At 72.5% G+C, this 23,443-nt stretch carries 26 protein-coding genes and 2 tRNA genes; 12 read left to right on the top strand and 16 right to left on the bottom strand.

Features of this window, described 5'->3' with window-relative positions; all coding sequences use genetic code 11:
• Window positions 1-54 precede the first annotated feature (54 nt).
• The 4 genes from O7598_RS06645 to O7598_RS06630 all read right to left on the bottom strand — a co-directional run bounded on the left by O7598_RS06645 (window position 55) and on the right by O7598_RS06630 (window position 2,891).
• Window positions 55-651 carry a hypothetical protein gene (locus O7598_RS06645; protein WP_269690477.1) on the bottom strand — a complete coding sequence of 199 codons (597 nt, stop codon included), beginning with the start codon at window positions 649-651 and terminating at the stop codon, window positions 55-57.
• A gap of 417 nt (window positions 652-1,068) precedes the next feature.
• Complete coding sequence (locus O7598_RS06640) at window positions 1,069-1,839, bottom strand: GNAT family N-acetyltransferase (protein WP_269690476.1); 771 nt, start codon at window positions 1,837-1,839, stop codon at window positions 1,069-1,071.
• A 205-nt stretch (window positions 1,840-2,044) separates the two neighbouring features.
• Entirely contained in the window at window positions 2,045-2,233 is a 189-nt protein-coding gene (locus tag O7598_RS06635) for a hypothetical protein (RefSeq protein WP_269690475.1), read from the bottom strand.
• 73 nt (window positions 2,234-2,306) lie between these two features.
• Window positions 2,307-2,891 carry a GNAT family N-acetyltransferase gene (locus tag O7598_RS06630; RefSeq protein WP_269690474.1) on the bottom strand — a complete coding sequence of 195 codons (585 nt, stop codon included), beginning with the start codon at window positions 2,889-2,891 and terminating at the stop codon, window positions 2,307-2,309.
• Window positions 2,892-2,930: 39 nt separating this feature from the next.
• Between O7598_RS06630 and O7598_RS06625 the strand changes: the two genes are divergently transcribed.
• On the top strand, window positions 2,931-3,398 hold the full coding sequence (locus tag O7598_RS06625; RefSeq protein WP_269690473.1) for an SRPBCC family protein: 468 nt from the start codon (window positions 2,931-2,933) through the stop codon (window positions 3,396-3,398).
• A 10-nt stretch (window positions 3,399-3,408) separates the two neighbouring features.
• Here O7598_RS06625 and O7598_RS06620 read toward each other — a convergent pair whose 3' ends face one another.
• The gene (locus tag O7598_RS06620) at window positions 3,409-4,053 is read right to left on the bottom strand and encodes a tetratricopeptide repeat protein (RefSeq protein ID WP_269690472.1); all 645 of its coding nucleotides are present in this window, start codon (window positions 4,051-4,053) and stop codon (window positions 3,409-3,411) included.
• A gap of 73 nt (window positions 4,054-4,126) precedes the next feature.
• Here O7598_RS06620 and O7598_RS06615 point away from each other — a divergent pair, with 73 nt between their 5' ends.
• A complete protein-coding gene (locus O7598_RS06615; protein ID WP_269690471.1) occupies window positions 4,127-4,561 on the top strand; it encodes a hypothetical protein in 435 nt (144 codons plus the stop codon).
• Window positions 4,562-4,574: 13 nt separating this feature from the next.
• On the opposite strand, the gene O7598_RS06610 is transcribed toward O7598_RS06615, so the two are convergent.
• Window positions 4,575-4,955, bottom strand: coding sequence for a winged helix-turn-helix transcriptional regulator (locus tag O7598_RS06610; protein WP_269690470.1), 381 nt, complete (start codon window positions 4,953-4,955; stop codon window positions 4,575-4,577).
• Between the two features lie 102 nt (window positions 4,956-5,057).
• Between O7598_RS06610 and O7598_RS06605 the strand changes: the two genes are divergently transcribed.
• From O7598_RS06605 to O7598_RS06595, 3 genes are all read left to right on the top strand, one after another.
• A complete protein-coding gene (locus O7598_RS06605; protein ID WP_269690469.1) occupies window positions 5,058-5,681 on the top strand; it encodes an NAD(P)-dependent oxidoreductase in 624 nt (207 codons plus the stop codon).
• A gap of 102 nt (window positions 5,682-5,783) precedes the next feature.
• On the top strand, window positions 5,784-6,296 hold the full coding sequence (locus O7598_RS06600) for a DUF4231 domain-containing protein (protein ID WP_269694773.1): 513 nt from the start codon (window positions 5,784-5,786) through the stop codon (window positions 6,294-6,296).
• 257 nt (window positions 6,297-6,553) lie between these two features.
• Window positions 6,554-6,952 carry a nuclear transport factor 2 family protein gene (locus O7598_RS06595; protein ID WP_269694772.1) on the top strand — a complete coding sequence of 133 codons (399 nt, stop codon included), beginning with the start codon at window positions 6,554-6,556 and terminating at the stop codon, window positions 6,950-6,952.
• Between the two features lie 171 nt (window positions 6,953-7,123).
• On the opposite strand, the gene O7598_RS06590 is transcribed toward O7598_RS06595, so the two are convergent.
• Complete coding sequence (locus tag O7598_RS06590; RefSeq protein WP_269690468.1) at window positions 7,124-7,816, bottom strand: hypothetical protein; 693 nt, start codon at window positions 7,814-7,816, stop codon at window positions 7,124-7,126.
• Window positions 7,813-8,394, bottom strand: coding sequence for a DinB family protein (locus tag O7598_RS06585; protein WP_269690467.1), 582 nt, complete (start codon window positions 8,392-8,394; stop codon window positions 7,813-7,815). Before O7598_RS06585 ends, O7598_RS06590 begins: the two co-directional genes overlap by 4 nt.
• 68 nt (window positions 8,395-8,462) lie before the next feature.
• On the opposite strand from O7598_RS06585, the gene O7598_RS06580 reads away from it, so the two are divergent.
• The 4 genes from O7598_RS06580 (at window position 8,463) to O7598_RS06565 (ending at window position 11,640) form a co-directional block, all read left to right on the top strand.
• Entirely contained in the window at window positions 8,463-9,308 is an 846-nt protein-coding gene (locus O7598_RS06580) for an aminopeptidase (protein ID WP_269690466.1), read from the top strand.
• A gap of 99 nt (window positions 9,309-9,407) precedes the next feature.
• On the top strand, window positions 9,408-10,145 hold the full coding sequence (locus O7598_RS06575; protein WP_269690465.1) for a PT domain-containing protein: 738 nt from the start codon (window positions 9,408-9,410) through the stop codon (window positions 10,143-10,145).
• Window positions 10,146-10,253: 108 nt separating this feature from the next.
• On the top strand, window positions 10,254-10,871 hold the full coding sequence (locus tag O7598_RS06570) for a GrpB family protein (protein WP_269690464.1): 618 nt from the start codon (window positions 10,254-10,256) through the stop codon (window positions 10,869-10,871).
• Window positions 10,872-10,911: 40 nt separating this feature from the next.
• Entirely contained in the window at window positions 10,912-11,640 is a 729-nt protein-coding gene (locus tag O7598_RS06565) for a PT domain-containing protein (RefSeq protein ID WP_269690463.1), read from the top strand.
• 108 nt (window positions 11,641-11,748) lie between these two features.
• Here O7598_RS06565 and O7598_RS06560 read toward each other — a convergent pair whose 3' ends face one another.
• Complete coding sequence (locus tag O7598_RS06560; protein ID WP_269690462.1) at window positions 11,749-12,186, bottom strand: hypothetical protein; 438 nt, start codon at window positions 12,184-12,186, stop codon at window positions 11,749-11,751.
• Between the two features lie 206 nt (window positions 12,187-12,392).
• Between O7598_RS06560 and O7598_RS06555 the strand changes: the two genes are divergently transcribed.
• Window positions 12,393-12,851 carry a hypothetical protein gene (locus O7598_RS06555; protein WP_269690461.1) on the top strand — a complete coding sequence of 153 codons (459 nt, stop codon included), beginning with the start codon at window positions 12,393-12,395 and terminating at the stop codon, window positions 12,849-12,851.
• A gap of 61 nt (window positions 12,852-12,912) precedes the next feature.
• Here O7598_RS06555 and O7598_RS06550 read toward each other — a convergent pair whose 3' ends face one another.
• The 5 genes from O7598_RS06550 to O7598_RS06530 all read right to left on the bottom strand — a co-directional run bounded on the left by O7598_RS06550 (window position 12,913) and on the right by O7598_RS06530 (window position 17,550).
• On the bottom strand, window positions 12,913-13,716 hold the full coding sequence (locus O7598_RS06550) for a nucleotidyltransferase domain-containing protein (RefSeq protein ID WP_269690460.1): 804 nt from the start codon (window positions 13,714-13,716) through the stop codon (window positions 12,913-12,915).
• Between the two features lie 41 nt (window positions 13,717-13,757).
• Window positions 13,758-13,834 (bottom strand) — tRNA-Ile (locus O7598_RS06545).
• A 122-nt stretch (window positions 13,835-13,956) separates the two neighbouring features.
• Window positions 13,957-15,189 carry an FAD-dependent oxidoreductase gene (locus O7598_RS06540; RefSeq protein ID WP_269690459.1) on the bottom strand — a complete coding sequence of 411 codons (1,233 nt, stop codon included), beginning with the start codon at window positions 15,187-15,189 and terminating at the stop codon, window positions 13,957-13,959.
• A complete protein-coding gene (locus tag O7598_RS06535; protein WP_269690458.1) occupies window positions 15,182-17,317 on the bottom strand; it encodes an MMPL family transporter in 2,136 nt (711 codons plus the stop codon). Before O7598_RS06535 ends, O7598_RS06540 begins: the two co-directional genes overlap by 8 nt.
• 160 nt (window positions 17,318-17,477) lie before the next feature.
• Window positions 17,478-17,550: transfer RNA gene (locus O7598_RS06530), tRNA-Asn, on the bottom strand.
• A gap of 194 nt (window positions 17,551-17,744) precedes the next feature.
• Between O7598_RS06530 and O7598_RS06525 the strand changes: the two genes are divergently transcribed.
• Window positions 17,745-18,128, top strand: a complete 384-nt coding sequence (locus tag O7598_RS06525; RefSeq protein ID WP_269690457.1) for a hypothetical protein — start codon at window positions 17,745-17,747, stop codon at window positions 18,126-18,128.
• 123 nt (window positions 18,129-18,251) lie between these two features.
• The gene (locus O7598_RS06520) at window positions 18,252-19,436 is read left to right on the top strand and encodes an ROK family transcriptional regulator (protein ID WP_269690456.1); all 1,185 of its coding nucleotides are present in this window, start codon (window positions 18,252-18,254) and stop codon (window positions 19,434-19,436) included.
• A gap of 712 nt (window positions 19,437-20,148) precedes the next feature.
• Here the strand turns inward: O7598_RS06520 and O7598_RS06515 are convergent.
• Both O7598_RS06515 and O7598_RS06510 read right to left on the bottom strand, forming a co-directional pair.
• Window positions 20,149-21,159 carry a sugar phosphate isomerase/epimerase family protein gene (locus tag O7598_RS06515; RefSeq protein ID WP_269690455.1) on the bottom strand — a complete coding sequence of 337 codons (1,011 nt, stop codon included), beginning with the start codon at window positions 21,157-21,159 and terminating at the stop codon, window positions 20,149-20,151.
• A gap of 171 nt (window positions 21,160-21,330) precedes the next feature.
• Complete coding sequence (locus O7598_RS06510) at window positions 21,331-23,430, bottom strand: ThuA domain-containing protein (protein WP_269690454.1); 2,100 nt, start codon at window positions 23,428-23,430, stop codon at window positions 21,331-21,333.
• Window positions 23,431-23,443: the final 13 nt, after the last annotated feature.

Below are 23,443 nucleotides of genomic sequence, written 5' to 3'. Positions count from 1 at the left end.
CACTCTCTCATCCGCGCACCAGCAGGCCATGCGGCTGGGGCGGTGGCAGGCAGGTCAGTCGGCGGTGCCCGGCCAGACGGTCACCCGGATCTTCCAACCGCCCTCGATCGGTGCGACGAACTCGACGAACGCGACGTTGACGTCCCCCCGCGTGTGCACGCAGTATCGGCTGCCTTTGCGGTAGGTGGAGTCGATCGTCGCGAAGCTGTTCAGCAGGGAAAGGCAGTCCTGCCGGCTCGGCACGCCGGCCGCACTCCACCTGGCCAGGCCCGCCCAGATGGGAAAGCTCTGAATCGAGCCGCCCGAGTCGTAGATGTCGATGTCGGGGTCGGACCGGGTGGCCACCTTGGGCGGGTCGGCGTCAAGATCGACGCCGTTGTTGTTGAAGAGCAGTTCGAAAGGGCCGGCACCGGCGCTGTCCGAGGGGGTGGCCGACGGTGGCGACGTACCGGTTCCGACCGCCCGGGCGGGGGCCGACGCGTTCGACGACCGTGTCGGCGGAGCGGCGGCGGAGCCACCTCCGGCGACCTGGTAGACGAATGCCGCGACGCCGACGAGCGCGGTGATCAGGCCGGCAACGGCGGTGAGCACCCCGGCCAGCGACTGCCAGAACGACGTCCGCGGCGCGGTGCCGCGCTGTGGCTCGCTCACACGACCTCCCGCCGGCGCTTCCGACATCGATCATCACATACGGCAGCTCTTCGGCACCGACCCGCGTCCATGCCTGGGTAAGGGGCGCTACGAGAAACGCCAGCACCACATTCGTCTAGGCGGTTCTCCACCCGGCACGTCAGCAATCTGCCGGCGACGGGACCGATTGACCGCCCACGCTGTATCGACCGTCCGGCATCATGGAGTACGTGGGGGACGACGAAACCAACGCTGACGGCCGAGTTCGTGACCCAGGTGGGACCAACCGCACCGGGGTTGGCTCCCTGCGCGGACAGGTGGATCTGTCGGGTGAGTGGGACAGCGCCCGGACCAACGCCGAGATCACTGCGGACTTCGCACCCGGACCGCCGTCCGAGTGCTCGCACACCTCGCCGACCCGTACCGACGCCTGAGCGGTCAGGCCTCGGGGACCCGCATCGAGAGCACCCGGGTGAGCGGGCGGAAGCCGGCCGCGTCGTACATCCGGCGGGCCGGATTTCCGTCGGCCACCGACAGGCCGACGGACGGCAGCCCCGCCCGGCGGGCGCCGCGCAACGCGTGCGTCAGCAACACCCGGCCGAAGCCGCGACGCTGCGCGCGGGGTGCGACGGCCAGGTTGAGGATCCAGGCGCACCCGTCGTCGGTCCACGGCACCGGCCCGGCGCACAGGACGTGACCGGCGCTGCGACCGTCGGGGTCGACCAGCCGGGCCGAGGCGGGCGCCAGCGGCGGCACCGGCTCACCGGTGTCGAACATGCCCCGTACCTCGCGGGTGTCGCCCGGCTGCCACCGCCCGTCCGGATGGTCGGGCCCGTACGCGGCGGCCAGCCCTGCCGCGAGGTCGTCGTCCCACCCCGGGGCGCCGAGTGACCAGCCCGCCGCCAGGGTGGTCGACTCCGGCACCCCGGTCAGGTCGTGCCGCATGTCGGTGGCGGCCCGGCTCAGGTCGAGGCCGTCGGCCACCAGCGCCGCGGCCAGTTCCTCGTCGGCGGTCTCCAGGCGGAACCCGGTGAGGTCCCGCCGTACCTGCGCGGCGAGCCTGGTGAGCGCCGCACCGGGCAGCGGTCGGACGTCGGCCGCGACCCGCTGGCCCTTCTCGTCCCGGACCCGCATCCGGGCGAGCGGTGTGCCGTCGTCTCCGATCAGCAGCGAGCCCTCGGTTTCCTCAAGGTGCGCACGCACCGGCATCCCCCGCTCCCTCTCCTTCGCAGACACCCACACCGTTCCAGTCACGGGTCGCCGAGCCGGCGACTGGAACGCCATGGGTGTCTCACGGCCCCGCAGACACCCACACCGTTCCACCCACGCCCCGGAGACCCCGTGACTGGAACGGTGTGGGTGTCTCGAGGGCGTGTTTCGGAAGTGCCGCGGCCGGCGCCGCGGCGCCGGCGGTTCAGTCCGGCGGGGCGAACACGGACGTGAAGATGACGACCAGCGAGGCCACCGAGATGACGGCGGCGCCGAGGGCCACGTCGACCGTCACCGTCAGCACGAGCCCGACCAGCGCCAACCCCGTGCCGGCGAACACCACGACGCGTTGCTTCCTGGTGAGGCGGGACCACGCCGCCCGCTGCCGGTCCATGTCGCCACGGTGTCACGGGTGGCCGCGTTCCGCAGCCCGGGCCGCGTCGAGCACGGCCGGCGCGGGCCGGGTGTCAGTCGTCGCCGCGGACCCGGGCGTGCAGGTGCATGTCGTGCGGCCCGTCCGCGTGCACGGCGGCGCGGCGTCTGGTGCCCTCCGGGCGGAAGCCGGCCTTGACGGCCACCCGGCAGGAGGCGTGGTTGCGGGTCGAGTGGTCGAGTTCGAGGCGGTGGAAGCCGGCCGCACCCAACGCCCACTCGCTCGCCGCCCGCAACGACCGGGAGGCCAGGCCCGCGCCGCGAGCGGCCGGGACCACCCAGTACGCGCACACCGCTACCCCGTCACCGAGGTCGATGCCGCCGAGGACCATGCGTCCCACCATGGCGCCGCCGCCGTACGTCATCGCCCAGCTCGCCGCCGTCTCCTGCCGCCACGCCCGACGGTAGAACGCGAACCACTCGCGGACCTGCTCCTCCGAGGCGGGTCGGCGGGTGTGCCAGCGTCGGATCTCCGGATCCTGGTAGGCCGCCAGGAACTCCGACGCGTCGTCGTCCTGCCAGGGCCGCAGGACGAGGTCGCCGGCGGTGAGCGTCGGCTGCGGGCCGGCGGCGAGGGTGCCGGCGGGAACGGCGAGCGGTGTCGAGAGTGGAAACCTCACCCGCCCATCCTGCACCCGATCGAACCCTAGAATCGGGTGGTGAGCAGGATCGATCGGGCGAGCCGGACGATAGCCGCGGCGCCGGCGGCCGTCTACGACGCGCTTCTGCGCCGGGACGCGCTCGAGACGTGGCTGCCGCCCGACGGCATGCGCGGGCGGATCGAGCGGTGGGATCCGCGCCCCGGCGGCGGCTTCCGGATGGTGCTCACCTACCTCGACCCCACCGACAGCCCGGGCAAGACGTCGGACGCGACGGACGTCGTCGACGTCGGGTTCGCCGACCTGGTGCGGCCGGCACGGGTGGTCCAGACCGCCGTGTTCCAGGCCGACGACCCGGCGTACGCGGGCACCATGACGATGACCTGGCACCTGGCCGCGGCCGGCGACGGCACCGACGTGACGGTCACCGCGACCGGCGTGCCACCCGGCATCGACCAGAGCGTCCACGAGGAGGGCATCGCGTCCTCGCTGGCGAACCTCGCCTCCTACGTCGAACGCGGCGAGTGACCCGCGTTCGTCACCGCATCGCGGCGCGCGCCTGCTCGACCTGCCCGACGATCCGGCCGGCGCCGGCGGAGCCGGCCAGTGCCTCGGCCTCGTCCAGCAGGGCCCCGGCCTCCTCGGGGCGGCTTCGCGCCAGCGCGACGTAGGCGAGGCCGACCAGGTTCGCGGCGACGCCCGCCGGGAACGCGCACTCGCGGCGCAGGCGGGTGGACTCCTCCAGGTGGCCGTGCGCGTCGTCCAGATCACCGGCCATGTGGGCGGCGATCCCCAGGTGTCGCAGGGCGTACGACCGGGTCAGGTCGTCCGCGACCTGCTCGGCGAGCACACGGGAGCGTTCGAGGTGGGGGACGGCGGCGGCGTTGTCCGCGCGTACCACCTGGTGGTAGACGCCGATCTGGAAGCGGGCCCGAGCCTGCCCACCCAGGTCTCCCAGGGCTTCGTAGGTCGCGCACGCCCGCTCGAAGAGTGCCAACTCGTGCGGGTCCTCGACCCGGTCGTCGAGGAAGCGGGCGTGCAGGACGCGGCCCCTGGCGAGCGCGAGTTCCGCCTCCACGGCGTCGAGCGCCCGGTCGGCGGCCGGCAGCAGGCTGCGGTCGCCTTCGAACACCACCCGGTCGCAGAGGTCGCCGGCCCGCCGCAGAAGATCGTCAGCGTTCATCGGTCCAGTGTGGAAGACGCTCGGCTCTCCTGTCCGCCCCGAGGCGTCGAGTCCGGGCCGGTACCGTCCTGGCATGACAGCGGTGGCAGCGGGAGTCTTTCGACGGACCCCTCTCGAACGGTCCGACCAACGCGTCGCGTGGGACCGCAAGGATCAGGCCTTCTTCGCCGCCGGCGCGTGCCACATCCTGGCCTGGGTGTGCCGGGACGCCCACCCGGACCGGCCGATCGGGCTCACCGGGCTGCACTTCGCCGACGACCCGCAGGTCTGGCACGTCTACGCGACCTGGGCGGGTTGGGCCTTCGACCACTCCGGCTGGCATCCCGAGCCGCACCTGCTGGCCGCGAACCGCGACTTCGAGAGCCGGCCGGTGGAAGCCGTCGCGCTCCCCGACGACCTGGCGGAGTTCTGCGCGGCGCACCACAGCCGGATGCCGCACCAGTACTGGGCGGACCCGCTCCCCCGCGCCCGCGCCTACCTGGCCCGGCACACGCCGCCGTGGGCGTAGCCGTCCGACTGCCTCACCCGTCGTGGCGGGCGGCGGCGTCGTAGGACTCGCGGGCGTCGAGCAGCTCGTCCCAGTGCCGCTCGGTCCAGGCGCACGCCACCGCGATCGGTTCGAGCAGGCTGCGACCCACCGGCGTCAGTTCGTACTCGACGTGTCGCGACCGTCCTTCGCGGACGGTGCGCCGGACGAGTCCGTCGCGTTCCAGGGCGCGCAGCGACCGGGTGAGCACCTTCGGGGTGACGCGGCGCAACGGCACCCGCAACTCGGAGAACCGACGTGGCCCGCCTTCGAGGCACCGGATGACGAGCGCCGCCCACTTGTCGCCGAACCGGATCGGGTTGAGCGACGACGGGCACAACTCGTCGAACATGTCGGCGGGCAGCGGTTGCCTCATCCCACCCACGATACGGGTATCCGCGCGGAAACCGCGGCCCCCGATACCGTCGCCGAACCGGCCGGGCGTGCGGGCTCCGGCCCTGGTGAGAGGCGTTCTGACATGAACATCGTGGTCTTCGGCGCGGGCGGCCGCGCCGGGCGAGCGGCCGTCGGCGAGGCGCGGCGACGCGGCCATCAGGTCACCGCCGTGGTACGCGACCCGGCCCGCCACCGCGACCCGATCGACGCCCGGGTGGTGGCGGGCGACGTCACCGACGCGGCCGACGTCGCGCGGGCGGCAGCCGGGCACGACGCGGCCGTCAGCGCGGCGGTCGACCTGGCCGCGCCGCCGCGCGACTTCTTCACCGCCGCGTCCCGTGCGCTGGCCACCGGGCTGGCGAAGGCGGGCGTACGCCGGTTGGTGGTGGTCGGCCTCGCGTCGGTCCTGCCCGGCGCGTCCGGCGCTCCGCTGATGGACGAGCCCGGCTACCCGAACGAGTACTGGTCCTTCTATCTGGGGCACGCCTCCGGCCTTGCGGAGCTGCGGGCCGGCGACCTCGACTGGGCGTACGTGGCGCCGGCCGGCGACTTCGACCACGGTGGGGCGCGCACCGGCCGATACCGGCTCGCCGAGCACGGCGACGCGGCCAGCCGGATCAGCTACCCGGACTTCGCGATCGCGCTGCTCGACGAGGTCGACGCACCTCGCCACCACCGCGGCGCCGCGAGCATCCGGGAGTCGTGACCTCGCGGCGCCGGTCGGTGAGCGGCCGTGAACGGATCGCCTTGACGGTCGCCGCGCGCACCGGCTCTACTGGTCGACGTGGTCGACGAATCCCAAGTTCCCATGTCAAGGGAGACCGCCGGGCACGAGGCGAGTCCTGGCCTCTCGGCGGATGCATACCTCGCAGACCGCCTCGCTCAGTACCAGTCCTGGTATGACAAGAAGGCGGTCAGGGCGAAGGCCACCCATCTCCGAACCCGCACGGCCGCCGTCGTCGGTGGTTCTCTCGTCCCGGTCCTCGTCAACCTCGACTTTCCCTACGCCCAGGCGGTGACCACCGTCGTTAGCCTGATCGTTGCCGGCGCGGTGTCGTTGGAGAGCGTGTTCCGCTATCGGGAGCAGTGGAAGAACTACCGGTCGACAGAGCAGACCCTGGGGCACGAGAGGATCTACTTCCTCACCCGGACCGGCGTGTACACCGAACTGGACGACGTCACCGCCTTCGCCACCCTGGTCGAGCGGGTGGAGGCGACGATCGCCAACGAGAACGCCGCGACCCTGAGCGTCATGACCCAGGTCGGCTTCGCCGGCGAGGACGGGCAGCCTGCGATCGAGCGGCAGGGCGGCCGGCAGTAGCTAGCCCTCGATGCCGGCGGACCACACGATCTGCCGGACCTACCCGCGGCGGTAGCCCGTACGCCGGACGGGGTCCACCTGACGGGCTCCGCCCTGGTACTCCACCACCACCACGCGTTGCAACTCGGCCCGAGCAGCGTCGACTGCGCGGGACGTGCGGTCCCGGCGCGGATCCGGCCGGCACCGTCCGCGCGGTTGTCGGAGTTGGTTGGTAGAAGTGCGTCGGACATCGCGGTGAGAGGAGACGGATCGTGGAGATGCGCGACGCGGCCGACAGGTGGGCGAAGACGTGGGCCCACGGATGGCCCGCCCAGGACATCGACGGCATCGTCGGTCTGCAGGCCGAGGACGGCGTGCACTGGGCATCGATGTTCCGGCCCTACCGTGGACGAGCCGGCCTGCGCGACTATCTGCGGGAGTCCTTCGACGAGGAGAGCCGCCCCGCCGAGGTCTGGTTCGGCGAGCCGCGCGTCGACGGAGACACTGCGGCCGTGGAGTACTGGGCGGTGATCTACCCGAACGACAAGCCTCTCACCGTCTCCGGCTGCACGCTGCTGCGCTTCGACCATCAAGGGCTGGTGGCCGAGGCGCGCGACTACTCCCACGTGCGGGAGGGCCGCTCCCTGCCCCCGCCCGGCCTGATGCCGGCTCGGTGACCGAGCTTCCGGGCCCCACCAGCTCCACGGCGAGCGCCGCCAGCACGGCGCCACCCGCGAGCCACCAGCGGCCGGAACCCGGTGCGGGAGCGGCGCACCCGGAGCCGAAGTGTGTAGCTACCCCCGGCTCCGTCCTTCTCGACAGCCCCCACCGCGAGTCGGATCCCGTTGTCAGCCACGTCCGTGATGGTGCCCAGGACGATGGGAACGGTCAGCCAGACGGAACCGGGCGGTGAGGTCGTCGGCGAGGTCGCGCACGTCACGCGAACCGTCGACGGTCACCACCGGCAGGCCCGACGCGACGGCCTGGCGGCGGATCTCGGCGTCCCACAGCTCGTCGCGCGCCAGCCGCAGGACCAACGCCTCGTCGTGGTCGCCGTCTCCCCAGTTCGCCCGGGCCCGCGCCGGGTCGGCGAACCGGGCACGCAACGCCCGGTCCCGGAACACCGGCGTCGGCAGGAGGAACGCCGCCTGCTCCGGCCACGTCAGCAGCGGGGCGACCTCCCGGGGCAGAGTACGGAAGTCGTCGACCAGGACCGGACGATCCACGGGCAGCCCCAGCAGGTCGTCCACCACGAAGCCGAACGTCTCGCCGTGCAGGCTCGGCATCGACTCGTAGATCTCCTGTGCGCTGCGGCCGTTCCACCGCCGCGCCGCCGGGGCGTTCAGCAACGCCCAGAGGTACGGCTGGTCCCGCGCGGTGCACCGGCCGACGTACCCCCGCTCGGCGCGGTCGCCGTCGTAGACCAGCACGTCGTGGCGCTCGGCCAGGGCCCGGACGAGGGTGCTCTTGCCCGACCCGGTGCCCCCGGCGAGCCACCGCACGTGCGAGAGGCGGTCAGCGAGGTCCGCGGGACGCCTCACCGCCCGGCGGCCTCTCGCGCGTTCCGCTCCACCATGTCGCGATGCGCGGCCCAGTGCGCCGCGTCCGCCGCCGGCACGTTCGTCGTCGTACGCAGCAGCCCGACCGTGCCGTCGATCAGCTCCCGGACGATGTCGGCGTGACCGGCGTGGCGCTGCGTCTCGGCGGTCACGTGAACCAGGACCTGATGCAGCGTCACCTCGCCGCCGTCGCCCCACCACGGCACCCGACCGACCGCGTCCAACGGCAACGCCTCGATCGTCGCGTCCGCGTGTGCCCAGGCCTGCCGGTACAGGTCGACGATGGACTCGCGCGACTCCGTCGGCAGCGCCCAGGCCTCCCACGCCTCCTCGCCCTCCGGCCACCGGGGAACGGCGTCGCTCGGACGCCCGAAGGTCTCACCGAAGTATCCGAACTCGCCTCGGGCCAGGTGTTTGACCAGGCCCAGCAGGTTCGTGCCGGTGGCCGTCAACGGGCGCCGGGCGTCGTACTCGCTCAGCCCGTCGAGCTTCCACACCATCGCCTCGCGCGCCCCACTCAGGTAGTCGCGCAGATCCGCCTTCGGGTCGTAGATCGCCATGGCGGACAGCATGCGCCATCGACCGTCGACGCGGAGCCCCGGTAGCGCATGTGCCACGATCCCCGACCATGCGTCTCCCGTACGGTCTGCTCGTCGCGTCCGTCGCGGCCGGTCTGCTCTCGGTCGCGGCGGCGCTGCTCGCCATGCGGGCCGCGTCGCTGCAGTTCGGCCTGATCATGCTGCTCGCACTGGTCGGCCACGTGCTGGCGAGCCCGGGTGTGCGCCGCGTCAGGTGGGCCGTCGCCGCGGGCGTCGGGCTACTGGCGGTGGTGACGGCGACCCGGCTCTTCCGGTACCAGGAGCAGGCCGATGACGCCGGCTGGCCGACCACCGGCCAGGGGTTGGCGAAGGCGGCCCTGGCGGCGCACTGGCGGGAACAGATCGACCGGGAGAGGCTCGTCGCGCTGGGCGTGGCGCTCGGCGTCCTCTGTCTCACGGTCGGGGTCGCGGCGCTGCCGTCCCGCGGCCGGCGCGGGGGTGCGGCGACGGCGGTCCTCGCGGTGCTGCTCCTCGCCTGGTTCGGCGTACGCGTGGCGCCGGAGTTCGGCGGTCGTCCGCTGCCGGACCTGCTCGGGACGGTGTGGCCGGCGCTGCTCGCCGCCGTCGTGGCCATGGGGGCGCTCGCGCTGTCCGGGTGGCGGGCGGACCGGCGGTGGCTGCTCCCGATGGGGTTGGTCCTGCTGTCGCTCGCGACGGCCCGCACCTGCTCGGATCTCGCGGCGTCGTGGGCGGGCTGGTGGATCGTGGCCAATCCGGCCGAGGCCACCTTCCTGCAGGTCGGGATGGCGGTGAGCGCGGGAACGGATGACCTGCCTCTGGTATCGGAGGCCGTCGAGGTGGCGGTCGCGCTCGCCGGCACGGGGCTGGTGGCCGTCGGCGCGCTGCGCAGTTCCCGCGAGGCCCGCGCCTCCTAGGTGGACGCTGAGCAAGGGCCGATCTCGCGGGGCAGTGCGGTCCGGCCGCTGCCGCTAGGATCTCCATGTTTTTTGCCTGCAACGGGGAGGACCATCCACATGCGATCGAAGTTGGCGGCGGGTGTCCTGGTGGCGCTCGCCTTTCTGATTCCGGCCGCGCCGGCGGCGGCTCAGGCGCAGGCGCCCGGGTTGGACCCGGCCTGCCAGACGGTCGAGCGCAAGGTCTACAAGGACATCCGCGAACTCGTCACCATCGACCTGGACGCCGCCACCACCACCCAGGTGCGTCTGCTGGCCAACCAGATCCTGGCCGAGGCGAACCGCGAACAGTTGCCCGTCCTGTCGGAAGCCATTCAGAAGCGGCTCGACGGCACCGCCGACGATCTGCGCGCGTTCCTCAAGGCGGACTTGAGCGGCGCCTGGTTGGCGGCTCTGCGGGTCGAGGCGTACCGGACCTTGACGAACGCCGGCCCCAACGTGCAGGACGCGGCGAAGAAGGCGCTCGACGACGGGTCCATCGACGTCCTCCTGGCCTACCTGAACAACGGCGTGTACGAGGCCCGTGAGCTGGACTGCAAGTCGCAGCCCACCGCGACCCCGACGTCGCAGCCCACCGCGACGCCGAGCGTCACGCCCAGCGCCACGGCGACCGGCGTGCCGACCTCCGCTCCCTCCGTCAGCCCGGGCGCTCCCGGCGGCGAGGGCGGCGAGGGTGGCGGGTTGCCGGTGACCGGTTCCGACACCGCAACCGTGGCCGGCATCGGCGGCGTGCTCCTGCTCCTCGGCGGCGTGGGCTTCGTGATCGGCCGCCGGCGCCGGGCCCGCTTCGTGGCCTGACCCCGCACGACGCGCCCGGCCCGGCACCCCGTCGGGCCGGGCGCGTCTTTGCGCGGTGCGTGACGAGCCCCGATCCGAACGGGGTGCCGAGCCGCTACGGTGGCGAACGTGACGGACGATGTGCCGGTGGTCGAGGTGGTGCCCTACGACCCGAACTGGCCCGAGCGGTTCACCGTCGAACGACTGCTGTTGTCGGAGGCGCTGCCTGCGGCGCTGAGCGTCGAGCACTTCGGGTCCACCAGCATTCCCGGCATGGCGGCCAAGCCCATCATCGACATCCAGGCGGTGGTGCCTGAGGTCGACGCGATCGTCACCGACCTCCGGCCACTTGAAAGGCTTGGGTACGTCCATCGTCCGACCGCCTTCGCCGAGGACGACGACCACTTGTTCTTCGCGAAGGACACCGCCGGGAGGCGCAGCCACCATCTGCACGTCTTCCGCGTCACGTCACCGGTGCCGGAAGCGAACCGACTCCTTCGCGAATACCTCGCGGTCACCCCCGACGCCGCCCGCCGATACGAGGCGGCGAAGAGGCGTGCGGCGGCGCTGCATCCCCACAGCCGGGCCCAGTACGGCGCCGCGAAGGAAGAGATGATGACGCAGTTGTCGGCCGAGGCTCGCCTGTCGGGCCGATCGGCGAGGCACCGGCGCGTGGTGGGGCGGGCGGGGTTCGAGCCCGTGCCGGCCGGTGATCGCGGGGCAGTACGCTCCGCCCGCCGCAGCTAGGATCTCCCTGTTTTTGCCTGCAACGGGGAGGACCATCCACATGCGATCGAGGTTGGCGGCCGGTGTCCTGGTGGCACTCGCCTTTCTGTTTCCGGCCGCGCCGGCGGCGGCTCAGGCCCAGGCGCCCGGGTTGGACCCGGCCTGCCAGACGGTCGAGCGCAAGGTCTACACGGACATCCGCAAGCTCATCACCATCGACCTGGACACCGCGACCGATCAGGAGCTCCGGGTGTTGACCGCCCAGATCCTGCACGTGGCGAACACCGACGAGTTGCCCGTTCTGCCGCAAGCCATCCAGGAGCAGCTGAAGGGCACCCCGGAAGGCCTGCGCGCATTCCTCAAGCAGGGCGTGCTCGACGCCTGGTCGACGGGTCTGCGGGTCACGGTGGCCCAGACGCTGACGAACGCCGGCCCCAACGTCGAGGCGGCCGCGCAGAAGCTGCTCGGCGCCCCGTCCATCGACGCCTACCTGGCCTACCTGAACAACGGCGTGTACGAGGCCCGTGAGCTGGACTGCAAGTCGCAGCCCACCGCGACCCCGACGTCGCAGCCCACCGCGACGCCGAGCGTCACGCCCAGCGCCACGGCGACCGGCGTGCCGACCTCCGCTCCCTCCGTCAGCCCGGGCGCTCCCGGCGGCGAGGGTGGCGGGTTGCCGGTGACCGGTTCCGACACCGCAACCGTGGCCGGCATCGGCGGCGCGCTGCTGCTCCTCGGCGGCGTGGGCTTCGTGATCGGCCGCCGGCGCCGGGCCCGCTTCGTGGCCTGAGCCCCACACCACGCGCCCGGCCCGACACTCCGTCAGGCCGGGCGCGTCTTGCCCGGCGCTCGACGCGGATCGTCCTGAGCACGCGGTGCCGGCGAGAGCGCTCGCAGGTCAGTCCGGCTGGGGGGCGAAGGGATTGCGGCGCCGTTCCCGTAGCTCCCGGTCTGCCGCGCACAGATAGTTCCAGGCGCCCCCCGCGACCGAGTCCAGATCCGGCAGCGCGCCGCCCCACCTCGGCGAACGGTCGCCGATCTGATCGAGGTAGCGCCGGTAGACCGCCAACTCGCCGTACCGCGGGTCCTGCCGCCAGAGGGCGTACGGCTGCTCGCGGAGCCAGTCGCAGGCCGCGTCCCCCTCGGCGATCAGGTCTGCGGTCGGTGGCAGCACCTCCAGCGGCTCGTCGCTCTGCCGGTTGCCGTACTGCTTGAGGTACGCCAGGTATCCGTCCTCGTCACGGGGATGGGTGACATGGACCCAGAGAACGGCGACCGGCGCGGCCAGCACACCGGCGACGGCCATTCCCACCATGACCCGCAGGCGTTTCCGCACGGGTGCCGCTACCTCGTCGCCCGGGAGGACGGGCTGGCGGTCCCGGCCCGCGGGGGCACCGGCATCGGGGTGTTGAGCCGGCAACTCTCCATGAACAGGCCCTCGCCGTCTTTCCACAGGGCGCGTGCGTCGTCGTCGTTCAGCGTATCAACCGTCCTTGATGCGCGAGGGAAGCACGGGCGGGGCGGTTGCGGCATCATCAACGGATGAGCGAGCCCAAGATGCAGGTGCGAGCACGGGTGCGGCACGAGCCTGACCGCTCATACGCCGTACTGGTCGAGGGTCCGGACGGCGAGGTGGAGGTAGGCCGCACGGGCAGGACAGCGGATCTCTGGGCGCTGGCCCAGGCCGGTGCAGTTCGTCTGTTCGGTGACAGCCCTGGGGCGGACAACCTCACCCTCCACGTCCCGCAACCGCCCTACGGCCAGGACGGGCAGTGGGTTCGTATCATCGCCGGGGCAAACCGGGACGACCCCTCAGAGAGCGCCGACATCGGCGTCCTGGCGCAGGCGCACTGGCTCGGCCACGAAGGCGCCTGGTTCGTGACGGTCACCGGTACGGGTACCGGCATCGTCCCGAGCGAGCACCTGGACTTCGAACCGGTTGTCACGGATGAAGAAGTGGCGGCCTTCCACACCTACATCACCGCTACGGCCGCAAGCTGAGGCCGTGCCGCCTGCCCGCCGTGCCATCCCGTCCACCGTCGACTGGTGGTGGTAGCTCCGGTCACTGCCTGAGGATCTGCAGTTCGTCTCCCCAGCCTTCGATGATGGGGGTCAGCGCGGGTACGGGACGCTCGTTGTCAAAGGTCGCGCACAGGCTCTCGACCCGCTTGAAGGTTGCCCGTACGGCGGCCGGATCGCCGTCGAGGGTGGCTTGCAGCAAAGACAGGAGTTCCCGGGCATCCCACTCCGGCACGGGGTGTTCGCGGAGTTCCCATGGCAGGTACTTGTGATAGGGACGCACCCGTCCGGCCAGCGAAAAGATGACGTCCAGCAGCCAGGGCACTGATTCGGCAGCATCGAGGCGGCGTTCCAATTCGCGTCCGTCGCGGTCGTTCTTGAGGGCTCGGTACGCATAGTTCAGCCACCCGTCCAGGCGGTCGTGCTCGACGAGAATCGTCTCTGCCTCGTCGGGCGTCACCGTGGCCAACCGGTGAAGGGCGGAGGGCAGCCGGCCCTGTGTGCGGTCGAGGAGGATCGGGGCCCACGCGAACGACCAGCGGAACCACCAGCCTCCGCTCCCGAACGGGGGTACCTCTTCCAACTGGGAGAGCGGGACCGGGATCTCGTCGAGGTCAGGGGACCGGGCCGTGGTGCGCTCGCCCATGCCGTGCTCGGTGAGAACGACGTACACGTCCAGGTCCGAGCGCTCGGTGGCGAGCCCTCGGCCTACCGAACCGGAGAGGACCAGGCCCAGCAGGTCCTCGCCGTGATCCGCATCGTTCCGGGCCGCAAGCTCCGTCAGCACTCCCAGGCGCTGGGACGAGAGACCCGGTGGAAGGTTCAGGCCCTCGGGTGCTTCGGCCACACGCAGCACCCTTCTCTCACCGAGCCCCTGACACCTGTCGCTGGTGGGGCGGGCGGGGTTCGAACCCGCGACCGAGGGATTATGAGTCCCCTGCTCTAACCGGCTGAGCTACCGCCCCGTCACCGCGCCGGATCGTAACCTGCCGATCGATCCCCGGCCACCACCGAGCCGGCGGCAAAGCCTGCCGCGACAGCACGATGGGCAACGCGAGAATAACAGCGAGCAGCCGGCAGGCAGGTGTCAGGAACGCAGCTCGTCCAGGACCGCCCCGGCGGTGCGCCAACCGCTCGCGAGCGCGCCCTGGATGGACGGGCTGTCCCGGTGGTCGCCGGCCACGAACAGGCCGTCGCCGAGCGCCACCGGCTTGCGCAGCCGGCCCTGCGGCGGCGGGGCGGCGGGCAGCGCGTCCGGCACCGTGACGGTGGTGAGGTGGGTCCAGTCGGCGGTGGAGCGGCCGTAGAGGCGGTCCAGCTCGCGCCGGATCACCGGCTCGGGCGGGGCCTGCGGGCCGACCACGGAGGTGGCCACCAGATGCTGGCCGTCCGGCGCGTACGTGGGCGCGGCCTTGCTGATCACCACCGTGTTGGCGACCAGTTCCCGCCGGTCGCCGTCGAGCAGCAGGATCGGCTCGTCGAGCGGCGCCGAGTCGGTGCGGTGGTAGTAGGTGGTGTAGGCGTGCATGCGTACCCGGTCGATCGTGGGCAGCAGCGTGGCCGCCGCCGGCGGGTCCGCGGCGACCACGACGGCGCGGCAGGTGATCTCGCCGGCCTCGGTGCGGACCCGGCCGGGCGCGACGGCGGTGACCGGCGTCCGCAGGGCGATCAGCTCGGCGGGCAGGGGCGCGGCGACGGCCCGGGGCAGCGCGCCCATGCCCCGCGCGGGCAGGCCGATCCGGCCTCGGGCGAACGAGCGCAGGATGACCGCGAACACGTGGCTGGAGGTGGCCAGCTCGCGGTCGAGCAGCACGCCGCTCAGGAACGGCCGGAGCAGTTCCTCGATGATCGCGCTGGAGAGCCCGGCCCGGCGCAGCGCCGTCTCGGTGCTGGTCTCCGGCGCGGTGAGCAGCCGCCCGACGGGCAGTGTGGCGCAGCCGCCGGCGAGCGCGGCCAGGCGCAGCCGGTCGCGCAGCGAGCCGACGCCGGCGGTCAGCGCGCCGGGCGCGCCGGTGGGCTCGCGCAGCGGGTTGACCAGCCGCGCCAGCCGGTCGCCGCGGCGCACCAGCACCCCGGAGGTGAACCAGCCCAGGTCGAGGGCGTCGAGGTCGAGCAGTGAGCCGAGCCGGGGGTAGGCGGTGTTGAGCACCTGGAAGCCCCGGTCCAGCAGGAACCCGTCGACCTCGTCGGTGGCGACCCGCCCGCCGAGCCGGTCGCCGGCCTCCAGCAGCCGCCACGGCACGCCGGCGCGGTGCAGCCGGCGGGCGGCGGCGAGGCCGGCCAGGCCGCCGCCGACGACGACCACGTCGGTGTCAGGCACGGTCCACCCCCGCTCCGGCGCGGTCGCCGTCGCGGTGCGACTTCGACAGCCGGCTCGGCCACCACACCTTGGGCCCGATGTCGTACGCGAGCGCGGGCACCAGCAGCGAACGGACCACGATGGTGTCGAGCAGCACCCCGGCGGCGACCGCCACGCCCAGCTCCACCAGCACCACCAGCGGGAGGACGGCGAGCGCGGAGAACGTGGCGGCGAGCACGATGCCGGCGGAGGTGATGACGCCGCCGGTGACGGCCAGGCCGGCGAGCACCCCGGCGCGGGTGCCGCGCCGCACCGACTCCTCGCGGACCCGGCTCATCAGGAAGATGTTGTAGTCGATGCCGAGCGCGACCAGGAACACGAAGGCGAACAGCGGGAAGGACTGGTCGACGCCGGGGAAGTCGAAGACGTACTTGAAGAGCAGCGCGCAGAGCCCGAGCGTGGCCAGGAACGACAGCACCACGGTGGCGATCAGCAGCACCGGGGCGACCAGGGCGCGCAGCAGCAGCGCCAGGATGATCGCGATGACCAGCAGCACCACCGGGATGATGACGTTGCGGTCGCGCACGGACGCGTCGGCGGTGTCGACGTTGATGGCGGTGAAGCCGCCGACCACGGCGTCCGCGCCGGGCACCGCGTGCACCGCCTCGCGCAGGTCGCGGATGGCCTGTTCGGCGCCGTTGCTGTCGGGCGGGTCGGCGAGCGTGACGTTGAGCTGCACCCGGCCGTCGACCACCTTCGGCGGCGCGTCGGGGTCGGGCGGCGCGTTCTGGCCCTGCTGGCCGAGCGGTGCCACCGAGGCGACGCCCTTGACGCCCTGCGCCACCTGGGCGACCCGCTGGGCGGCGGCCTGCGCGGTGAAGATGGTGGCCGGGCTGCCGGTGCCGGCCGGGAAGTGCCTGTCGATGACCTCCTGGCCGGCCACCGAGTCGGTGCGCTGGGTGAACAGCTGTGTCTGGCCGAGGGTGGTGGCGCCGAGCTGGGTCACCCCGATCGCGAGGGCGGCCAGGACCACCGCGGTGACGATCCAGACGGTACGCGCGCGGCGCGCCACGAAGCCGGCGATGCGCCCCCAGATGCCGTGCTCGGTGCGCGGGTCGGCGTCGTCGTGCCGGGGGCGCCGGGGCCAGAACGCCCAGCGACCGCCGAGCACCAGCAGGGCGGGCAGGAACGTCAGCATCACCAGCAGCGTGGCGGCGATGCCGACGGCGCTGACCGGGCCGAGCGCCCGGTTGGAGTTGAGGCTGGACAGCAGCAGGCAGAGCAGGCTGACGATGACCGTGGCGCCGGAGGCGACGATGGCCGGGGCGGCGCCTTTCCAGGCGGCCTTCATGGCGTCCCAGGGGCGTTCGTGCCGGTGCAGTTCCTCGCGGTAGCGGGCGATGAGCAGCAGCGCGTAGTCGGTGCCGGCGCCGAAGACGAGCACGGTGAGGATGCCCTGCGCCTGCCCGTTGAGCTTGACCACGTCGTGCTTGGCCAGCAGGTAGACGAAGACGGCGGCCAGCGAGTACGACATGCCGGCGGCCAGCAGCGGAAAGATCCAGAGCACCGGGCTGCGGTAGACGATCAGCAGGATGACCAGCACCACGACCAGGGTGACCAGCAGCAGCGGCCCGTCGATGGCGGAGAACACCTCGATCAGGTCGCCGAGCAGGCCGGCCGGGCCGGCGACGTCGACGGTGAGCCCGTCGCGGTCCGGGCCGGCGATGGTGCGCAACTCGTCGACGACGCTGCGGATCTGTTCGCCCTCGGCGCTGTCGATCGGCACGATGATCTGGGCGGCCTGCTTGTCCTGGCTGACGATCGGTGGGGGCAGCGGGCCGATCACGCCGGGCACCTGGGCGAAGCGCGCGGCGTCGGCCTGGATCCGTTGCTGGTCGGCGGGGGTGATGCCGCCGGTGCGTTCGTAGACCACCAGCGCCGGCGTGCTCTCCCGGTCGACGAAGCCGGCGGAGAGGTCCTGGGCCCGGGTGGCCTCGGCGTCGGTCGGAAGGAAGGAGGCGTTGTCGTTGGTGGCGACGTCACCGAGCTTGCCGGCGTACGGGCCGGCGACGCCGCCGACGATCAGCCAGCCGAGCACCACCGCCACCGCGATCAGCGTCGCGGTCCAGCGGCTGCGTCCTGCGGCCATCTCCACCACCCTCGAATCGACGCATCAATCGACGCAGCGGGAGTCTAAGTCGACCCGGACCATCCTGCCGTCCCAAGCCGCGTTCGCGGGCGGAAATCGGGCGGCCCCGGCGACGAGAAACGCCCGCCGGCAGGGCCGACGGGCGTGTGGTGGAGCGAAGCTCCCCCGATTGGACTCGAACCAATAACCTGCCGGTTAACAGCCGGCTGCTCTGCCAATTGAGCTACAGGGGATCGTGCACCGCCCAGCTCGGATCTCCCCGTGCCGTGCGACGGGAAAAGAATACAGGACATCGGGGGGTGGTGCGCCAGTGGGTTGCCGGGCCCTCAGAATCGGGATAAATCGCCATCTCGACACAGGGAGGCATGAGCCGAGAGGAGGATGGGTAGTTAGCCACCAACAGAGTTCAGGGACGGAAGGAGCCGCCATGCGCGGAAAGATCATGTTTCTTGGCGGGCTGGCAGCGGGATTCGTCCTGGGCGCCCGTGCCGGCCGGGAGAAGTACGAGGAGCTGGTGGTCCGCGGGCGTAAGGTGCTCGACCACCCGACCGTCCAGGAGGCGGCGGGCGTCGCGCAGGCCCAGGCGACCCGGCTCTACTCCGAGGGCAAGGACAAGCTCGGGCAGAGCAAGCTCGGCGAGAAGATCTCGACCGGCAACGGCAGCAAGTCGGGGCTGACCGACGCCGACAAGCCGTTCGCCGGCACGCCGGCGGCGGTCGGCAGCAAGTCCGGCACCACCGGTACGAGCGCGACCGGCTCGACCACCACCGGCACCAGCACCAAGCCGAACGGCACGAGCAGCACCCTCTGACGTCAGCGGACAGCGGGCCGGACACCTTCGGGTGACCGGCCCGCTCCCGTGTGCCCGCCCCACGCGTTCACGCCGCCGTGACGGCGGTGTGGCACATTCTCCGGTGGGGAGGTGGACGATCACATGGCGATGGTCGGACCGGAGACCGAGGATCAGGCGCGGCTGCTGCGGCTGCTGCGCGACGACGGCCCCCGGTCACGGGTGGAGCTGGTGGACGTCCTCGGGCTGCCCCGGGCCCGGTTCGCCGCCGAGGCGGATCGGCTGACCGAGCTGGGCCTGGTGGAGACCGCCGGACCGGCCGCGTCCCGGGGCGGGCGCCGCTCGTCGCTGCTGCGGATCGGCGCGCAGGTGCGCTTCGGCGCGGTCGCACTCGGCGACGGCCGGCTACGGGTCGCGCTCACCGACGGCGAGCTGAACCCGCTCGCCCGCCTCGACGAGCCGGTCGACGTGCGGCTCGGCCCGGAACCAGTGGTGGGCCGTGCGGTCGAGCTGCTCGGCAAGCTGCGGGCCGAGGCCGGGCTGGCCCGGCTGACCGGCGTCGGCGTGGCGCTACCCGCGCCGGTCGCGGTCCGCGACGGCTCGCCCGTCTCACCGCCCGCGCTGCCCGGCTGGCACCGATTTCCGGTACGCGACACGCTCGCCGCCGAACTGGGCTGCCCGGTGCAGGTCGACAACGACGCGAACGCCATGGCGCTCGGCGAGCGACACGCCGGCACCGGCCGCCCGTTCGACGACTTCCTCTACGTCAAGCTCGGCGACGCCGTCGGCTGCGGGCTGGTCCTCGGCGGCTCGCTCTACCGGGGCGCGGCCAGCGGGGCCGGCGACATCGGGCACCTCCAGCTCACCGAGGACGGGCCGCTCTGCGGCTGCGGCAACACCGGCTGCGTCGAGGCGTACTGCGGCGACGCCGCGCTGGTGCGGGAGGCGGCGACGGCCGCGCGGGCCGGGCGCTCGACGGCGCTGGCGGACCGGCTCGCGGCGGCCGGCGCGCTGACCGTGGCGGACGTCGCCGCGACGGCGACCGAGGGCGACCCGGCGGCGCAGACGCTGGTCCGCGACGCCGCCCGCCGGCTCGGGCAGGTGCTGGTCGGCCTGGTCAGCTTCGTCAACCCGGCCATAGTGATCATCGGCGGTGCGGCGCCGGGCATCGGGCCGGTCCTGCTCGCCGAGATCCGGGGCGTGGTCTACCGGCGATCCACGCCGCTGGCCACCGGCAGCATGCCGATCGTCCTGTCCGACCTGGACGACCGCGCCGCCCTCATCGGCGCCGCCCACCTGGTCAGCGACCAGGTCTACGCCGCACGCTGACCGCTCCCTGTCCCCCGCTGCCGGCGGCCACCAACCCGCTGCCGAACCTGTCCGGTCGCCGGGCCGTCGGACCGCCGGCGACCCTGCTCGACAAGCCCACGCCACGGCTCTGCCCAGCGGCCTACCCGGTGGGTCGGCACGCCGACCCGAACAGCAGTGCCGGCCGCCGCCGCATGCCTCTCACGCGCCTACAAAGTTGATGACGCAGGTGGGTCAATGGCGGCACATCCGGCCGGTCCGCTCCACAGGGCTCGGCCCTCTGGTGAGTGGAACGCTATGAGTGCCAAGCGCGCCCTCAGACACCCATGCCGTTCCACCCACGCCCTCACCGGACCACCGGTGGAACGCTATGGGTGCCAAGCGCGCCCTCAGACACCCATGACGTTCCACCGGAAGGTCGGAGGGCGGGCGCCGCGATGATATGGCCACTCGGGTCAACGGGCCCGGGGGCACGGGAGCGATTGGCGAGTCATCTGCGCCATCACGTTTGTAGGCGCGCGAGATTGCCCGGCCGCCGGGCTTCCGAGCCCGTCGGGGCGCCTACCACCGGGATCCGAGCCGCGGAGGTCGCGACGTCGGGACGTTGCCGAACTCCGAGCCCACCGGGCCGCCGAGCCGCCGGACTTCGGGCCGCGCCAGGCCGCCGGACTTCGGGCCACGCCGGGCTGCCGTGGCCGGCGCACCGGAGGGGGCGCGCCGGCCGGCGTGGGGGTCAGTCGCGGCTGGTGCTGAAGGCGGCGTCGAAGGCGGCGGTGGGGGCGTCGAAGGCGAGGCGGCGGACGAACTGGAGCGCCTCCGGCGCGCCGACCAGGCGGTCCATGCCGGCGTCCTCCCACTCGATCGAGATCGGGCCGTCGTAGCCGATCGCGTTCAACGCCCGGAAGCAGTCCTCCCACGGCACGTCGCCGTGGCCGGTGGAGACGAAGTCCCAGCCGCGTCGCAGGTCGGCCCAGGGCAGGTGGGACGAGAGGCGACCCCGCCGGCCGTCGCCGGTGCGGACCTTCGCGTCCTTGCAGTCCACGTGGTAGATCCGGTCGGCGAAGTCGAAGATGAAGTTGACCGGGTCCAGCTCCTGCCAGACGAAGTGCGACGGGTCCCAGTTGAGCCCGAACGCCTCCCGGTGGCCGATCGCCTCCAGGGTGCGCTTCGTGGTCCAGTAGTCGTAGGCGATCTCGCTGGGGTGCACCTCGTGCGCGAAGCGCACGCCCACCTCGTCGAAGACGTCCAGGATCGGGTTCCACCGGTCGGCGAAGTCCTGGTAGCCGCGTTCGATCATGGCGGGCGGCACCGGCGGGAACATCGCCAGCGTGTGCCAGATGGACGACCCGGTGAAGCCGACGACGGTCCGTACGCCGAGCTTCGCCGCCGCCCGCGCGGTGTCCTTCATCTCCTCGGCGGCCCGGCGGCGCACCCCCTCCGGCTCGCCGTCGCCCCAGATCCGGGCCGGCAGGATGTCCTGGTGCCGCTCGTCGATCGGATGGTCGCAGACCGCCTGCCCGACCAGGTGGTTCGAGATGGTGAAGACCTGGAGGTTGTGCTTGGCGAGCGTCTCCCGCCTGCGCTCGACGTAGGAGTCGTCCGCGAGCGCCTTGTCGACCTCGAAGTGGTCGCCCCAGCAGGCGATCTCCAGGCCGTCGTACCCCCACTCGGCGGCGAGCCGGCAGACCTCGTCGAACGGAAGATCGGCCCACTGGCCGGTGAAGAGCGTGATGGGTCGCGCCATTGTCCTTCTCCCCTGTCGTGATGGGGGATTCCGTTGCGGACCGGGGCGAGGGACCGGGGACGGCGACGGCTCGACACCGGTGGACGCTCTGGGCGTCTGCACCCGACGGGTTGCGCCTCCCGCCGGGTCACCGGCCACCTCGCGGTCGCCGTCCCCACTCTATGGCCTACCTCACGGCAGGGTCCAGCGTTGGTTCGCGGCGCCGGTGCAGGTCCACAGGTGCACCGGCGTGCCGTCCGCCGAGTTGTTGCCGGAGACGTCCAGGCACTTGCCGGACTGCGGGTTGCGCACCGTGCCGTCGGCCTGCGCCGACCAGTTCTGCGCACCCGTGCCGTTGCACGTCCAGAGCTGGATCTTCGTGCCGTCGGCGTTGGCGCCGCCGTTGACGTCGAGACACTTGCCCAGCGCCTTCACCGGCCCGTTCGGCGTCACCGTCCAGGTCTGCGCCGCCGACGAGTTGCAGGTGTAGAGCTGGATCTGGGTGCCGTCGGCGGTCGCCGCGTTGCGTACGTCCAGGCACTTGCCGGCCAGGCCCTTCACCGGGCCGGTCCCGCCGGTGCCGCCACCGCCGCGAACCAGCGTGAAGTCGTCGACGTCGAACAACCCGGAACCGGTGCCGGTGAAGGTCAGGTGGACCGTCTGGGTGCCCGACGGCACCCCGCTCAGCGCGGTGGTGACGTCGGCGAACGTGGTCCAGCTTCCGGTGTTCGGCACCGCCACCTGGCCGAGCAGCGGGCCGGTCGGTGAGCCGGTGCGCACCTGGATCGTGCCGCCCGGGCCGCCGGAGACCACCCGGGCGCGCAGCGACGTCACACCGGTCAGGTCCAGACCCTGGTAGGCGGCCCAGTCGCCCGGGTCGACGTACCCGAGGGTCTGCCCGCCGTTGGCCCCGGCCTTGGTGAACGCGCTGACGCCGCTGGCCGCGCTGAACGACTCGGCCTGCACTGTGGTGTTGCCGGTGGGCGGCGGGGTGCCGCCCAGTTCCTTGATCCGGATGTTGCGGAACGACGCGTCGTCACCGGTCCCGTGGTTCTGGATGCCGACGTGCCCGGCGAGCGACCGGACCGGGTCGGTGTTGGTGAAGTCGTTGATCCGGACGCCGTTGAGGAAGACCTGGAGCCGTTCGCCCTCGACCAGGATCTCGTAGGTGTTCCACTCCCCCGCCGGGTTCAGCGCCGCGTCCCGGGCGGCCAGGTCGGCGGACTTGAACCCGTAGATCGCCCCGGTGGTCCTGTCCGCCGAGTCGGTGGGGTCGATCTGCACCTCGTAGCCGTTGTTCACCGCCGAGTTCGGGTCGCTCGACGGCGGGAAGCCGACGAACACCCCGGAGTTGTCGTCGCCGGCGAGCCGCCAGTCCAGCTTCAGCGAGTAGTTGGTGAACTGCTTCGCGCTGTACCAGTAGAGACCCATGCCGCCGACCGAGGTGAGCGTGGCGTCGGAGTTGGTGAAGCTGCCCGGCCCGGCCTGCGACCAGCCGGTGGTGCCGCCGTCGTAGAGCGCGGTGTAGCCGGTCTCCGGCCGGCAGTCGGCCTTCGTGCGCCCGGCGGCGTAGCGGATGCCGCCGAGCAGGTGGGCGCGGAACGCGGGCTCGGCGTACGACGCCTGGGTGTGCCCGCCACCGGTGTAGAAGGACCGGCCGCCGCTGACGGACTTGCACCAGGCGTGCGGGTGGTCGCCGCCCATCGAACCCCCGCTGTAGGTGGACTCGTCCAGGCTGGCCAGCACGTGCGCGGTGGAGCGGGCGTTGGTGCGGTAGTCGTACCACTCGTCGGTGCGGTTCCAGCGTTGCGGCAGGTGCGCGGTGGCGGCGTGCGCCCGGTCCTCCACCTTGACGGTGGCCGGCTGGATCGCCGGGTGGGACGCGAACCAGGCGCCGACCAGGTTGCCGTAGAACGGCCAGTCGTACTCGGTGTCGGCGGCCGAGTGCACGCCCACGTATCCGCCGCCGGCGCCGATGTAGCTCTCGAACGCGGCCTGCTGGGTCGCGTTCAGCACGTCGCCGGTGGTGTTGAGGAAGATGACCGCCTCGAAGCGGGCCAGGTTGGCGGTGGTGAACTGGGCGGCGTCCTCGGTCGCGGTGACCGTGAAGTTGTTCGCCGCCCCCAGGTCACGCACGGTCTGCGTGCCGACCGCGATGGAGTCGTGCCGGAAGCCTGCGGTCTTGGAGAAGACCAGCACGTCGTAGGGGGCGTCGGCGGCCCATGCCGGGGTGGCGGACGCGGTGGCGGCGACGGCGGTCACCGCCACCAGCGCGGTACGGAGGAGTCTCATCGGTGTTCTCGCT

The sequence above is a fragment of the Micromonospora sp. WMMC241 genome (assembly GCF_027460165.1).
GTDB lineage: Bacteria > Actinomycetota > Actinomycetes > Mycobacteriales > Micromonosporaceae > Micromonospora > Micromonospora humi.
Note: the sequence above shows the minus strand (reverse complement) of the source record. Positions and strands in the feature narration are given on the sequence as shown.

Bases quoted from the DNA above. Each gene is read 5' to 3' on its own strand.
- O7598_RS06610 (WP_269690470.1), bottom strand. From the start codon at position 4,955: ATGAGGCAACCGCTGCCCGCCGACATGTTCGACGAGTTGTGCCCGTCG.
- O7598_RS06615 (WP_269690471.1), top strand. From the start codon at position 4,127: ATGACAGCGGTGGCAGCGGGAGTCTTTCGACGGACCCCTCTCGAACGG.
- O7598_RS06620 (WP_269690472.1), bottom strand. From the start codon at position 4,053: ATGAACGCTGACGATCTTCTGCGGCGGGCCGGCGACCTCTGCGACCGG.
- O7598_RS06600 (WP_269694773.1), top strand. From the start codon at position 5,784: ATGTCAAGGGAGACCGCCGGGCACGAGGCGAGTCCTGGCCTCTCGGCG.
- O7598_RS06640 (WP_269690476.1), bottom strand. From the start codon at position 1,839: ATGCCGGTGCGTGCGCACCTTGAGGAAACCGAGGGCTCGCTGCTGATC.
- O7598_RS06515 (WP_269690455.1), bottom strand. From the start codon at position 21,159: ATGGCGCGACCCATCACGCTCTTCACCGGCCAGTGGGCCGATCTTCCG.
- O7598_RS06565 (WP_269690463.1), top strand. From the start codon at position 10,912: ATGCGATCGAGGTTGGCGGCCGGTGTCCTGGTGGCACTCGCCTTTCTG.
- O7598_RS06535 (WP_269690458.1), bottom strand. From the start codon at position 17,317: ATGGCCGCAGGACGCAGCCGCTGGACCGCGACGCTGATCGCGGTGGCG.
- O7598_RS06575 (WP_269690465.1), top strand. From the start codon at position 9,408: ATGCGATCGAAGTTGGCGGCGGGTGTCCTGGTGGCGCTCGCCTTTCTG.
- O7598_RS06595 (WP_269694772.1), top strand. From the start codon at position 6,554: ATGCGCGACGCGGCCGACAGGTGGGCGAAGACGTGGGCCCACGGATGG.
- O7598_RS06605 (WP_269690469.1), top strand. From the start codon at position 5,058: ATGAACATCGTGGTCTTCGGCGCGGGCGGCCGCGCCGGGCGAGCGGCC.
- O7598_RS06555 (WP_269690461.1), top strand. From the start codon at position 12,393: ATGAGCGAGCCCAAGATGCAGGTGCGAGCACGGGTGCGGCACGAGCCT.
- O7598_RS06635 (WP_269690475.1), bottom strand. From the start codon at position 2,233: ATGGACCGGCAGCGGGCGGCGTGGTCCCGCCTCACCAGGAAGCAACGC.
- O7598_RS06510 (WP_269690454.1), bottom strand. From the start codon at position 23,430: ATGAGACTCCTCCGTACCGCGCTGGTGGCGGTGACCGCCGTCGCCGCC.
- O7598_RS06585 (WP_269690467.1), bottom strand. From the start codon at position 8,394: ATGGCGATCTACGACCCGAAGGCGGATCTGCGCGACTACCTGAGTGGG.
- O7598_RS06520 (WP_269690456.1), top strand. From the start codon at position 18,252: ATGGCGATGGTCGGACCGGAGACCGAGGATCAGGCGCGGCTGCTGCGG.
- O7598_RS06525 (WP_269690457.1), top strand. From the start codon at position 17,745: ATGCGCGGAAAGATCATGTTTCTTGGCGGGCTGGCAGCGGGATTCGTC.
- O7598_RS06580 (WP_269690466.1), top strand. From the start codon at position 8,463: ATGCGTCTCCCGTACGGTCTGCTCGTCGCGTCCGTCGCGGCCGGTCTG.